Origin of the sequence: Microcoleus sp. Pol7_A1, assembly GCF_036701085.1 — a bacterium.
GTDB classification, from domain to species: Bacteria; Cyanobacteriota; Cyanobacteriia; order Cyanobacteriales; family Microcoleaceae; genus Microcoleus; species Microcoleus asticus.
The window spans coordinates 1-1,598 of the sequence record NZ_JAUBQD010000157.1 but is presented as its reverse complement, the minus strand read 5'-3'; the positions used below and the strand labels follow the sequence as shown (position 1 = coordinate 1,598).

Sequence of the window (1,598 nt, the reverse complement as noted above, 5' to 3'; positions counted from 1 at the left end):
CCGAAAAGATTACTTATTAATAGCCAAACAAAGACGCCCCACCCGAAACAAAAGAAGACAGGCAATTAAAAAACAACGTAATTGCTCAACTAGGGGAAAAAAGGGAGCCATGAATAGAGAGGGCTTGTTGAATAGCTTGATAAGCAGTTAAGCCCTGCCTTTTACCCGTATTGACAACTGAACGAACCGCCGCAAATAAATCTCGCCCCCATTCGGAACGAAAGCAATTAGTCACGCGACGAAATATCACGCTCATCCGAATCGCTTGTTCGCTAGAATTATTTGTCGGTGGAATTGCAGCATCTTCCAGAAATAAAAACAAATTATCCATCAGCTTGCCATAGCGTTTTCGCAACCGAACACCATCCGGTTGATATGGCATTAAACTCAAAATTGTGATTAATCTTTCTCGTAAATTACTGCGATATCGCTCCTGTCTTGCCTCCTCCATCCTGTCGCGTCGTCGATGGATGACAAAAGCTCTTAATAATAACCTCTTCATCGCCCTTGGCAAAAATCTTGTCTCCTGCATCAATGGCATATTGACAATCCCGCAGTTGATGGGCTAAACACACCTGCCATTGTGCTGCTGGGTGATTTTTTTGAGCACTAAAAAGGTCTGATACCCACAGTTGCGGGCGATGTTCTCCGAGAACTTCACTAATTACTCCAGCCCCTCGACTGGGACGGATGACATGCAGGCAAATATCTTGGTTCTGAAACACCCATTCCCATTGGTTTTGTCCGTTCACTCTGGCACTGGTTTCATCCGAGCAAATTAATTTTGCCTGCCGCAAACGTTGCAGTATTTGATTTACCTGGTCATCTAAACTGGTTTTGACGGTACTTAAGAGGTTGGCGATCGCTCCTTCGGAGATATTGAGTCCAAAAACTTCCGCCAAGATTCCCGACAGCCGTTCGTAGCCGATCGCATGAGTGTAGCGCAAATATGTAACCAAGCTTTGAATTGAGCGGACATTTGGTGAGCCTGGTTCCATTCCAGCAGGTACCGGGGCCAGATACTCGGTTTGACAACAGGGGCAGCGACCGCCATAGAGCTCGATGCGGGTGACGATCGGACGAATTGGTGGTAGTTCAATTTTGTCATAGACCGCTTGCAATTTTTGGGACGTGGCAGTGACTGTTTCTGAACACTGGGGGCAACTTTTGATTTGAGCGACAATGATTTTGTCGGGTTCGGGATGTAGATGTCTTCCCCCTCCTGCTCTGCCGATGCTTTTTTGTCTTTTGACTCCTTCTATTTTCGATGGCTTCGGCTTGATGTTGGGCTTGAATCCTTTTGATGGTGGAGTGCTTGAATTCGAGCTGGTTTTGGCGGGAGATGAGTTGGGTTTTGATTCGTCAGTGTCTAATGCTGCCCGCAGTTTTTGGATTTCCTGCCATAGCTCTACTATCAAGGCGTTTTTGGCCTCATCCGATAGTTGTTTTAGGTCAGGGAGTTTTTTCATTCCTTTATCTAATGTCTATCTCGTTCTCTTGTCAAGGGGGTTGAGCAATTACAAAACAACTTCAATATATCAAAAGAAACTTAGCTCATATTAAACAGCTAATCGATTCAGGTGCGACCCTAGAAGGTC

Annotated in this window: 2 protein-coding genes; both read right to left on the bottom strand. The window is 45.4% G+C overall.

The features are described from left to right. Positions 1-85: 85 nt before the first annotated feature. Positions 86-451 (bottom strand): IS66 family transposase, encoded by a 366-nt coding sequence (locus QUA20_RS31705; protein ID WP_333194310.1) that lies wholly within the window; start codon positions 449-451, stop codon positions 86-88. After that, on the bottom strand, positions 417-1,418 hold the full coding sequence (locus QUA20_RS31700; protein WP_333194308.1) for an IS66 family transposase: 1,002 nt from the start codon (positions 1,416-1,418) through the stop codon (positions 417-419). Before QUA20_RS31700 ends, QUA20_RS31705 begins: the two co-directional genes overlap by 35 nt. Between the last annotated feature and the right edge of the window lie 180 nt (positions 1,419-1,598).

Bases quoted from the DNA above. Each gene is read 5' to 3' on its own strand.
- QUA20_RS31705 (WP_333194310.1), bottom strand. From the start codon at position 451: ATGGAGGAGGCAAGACAGGAGCGATATCGCAGTAATTTACGAGAAAGA.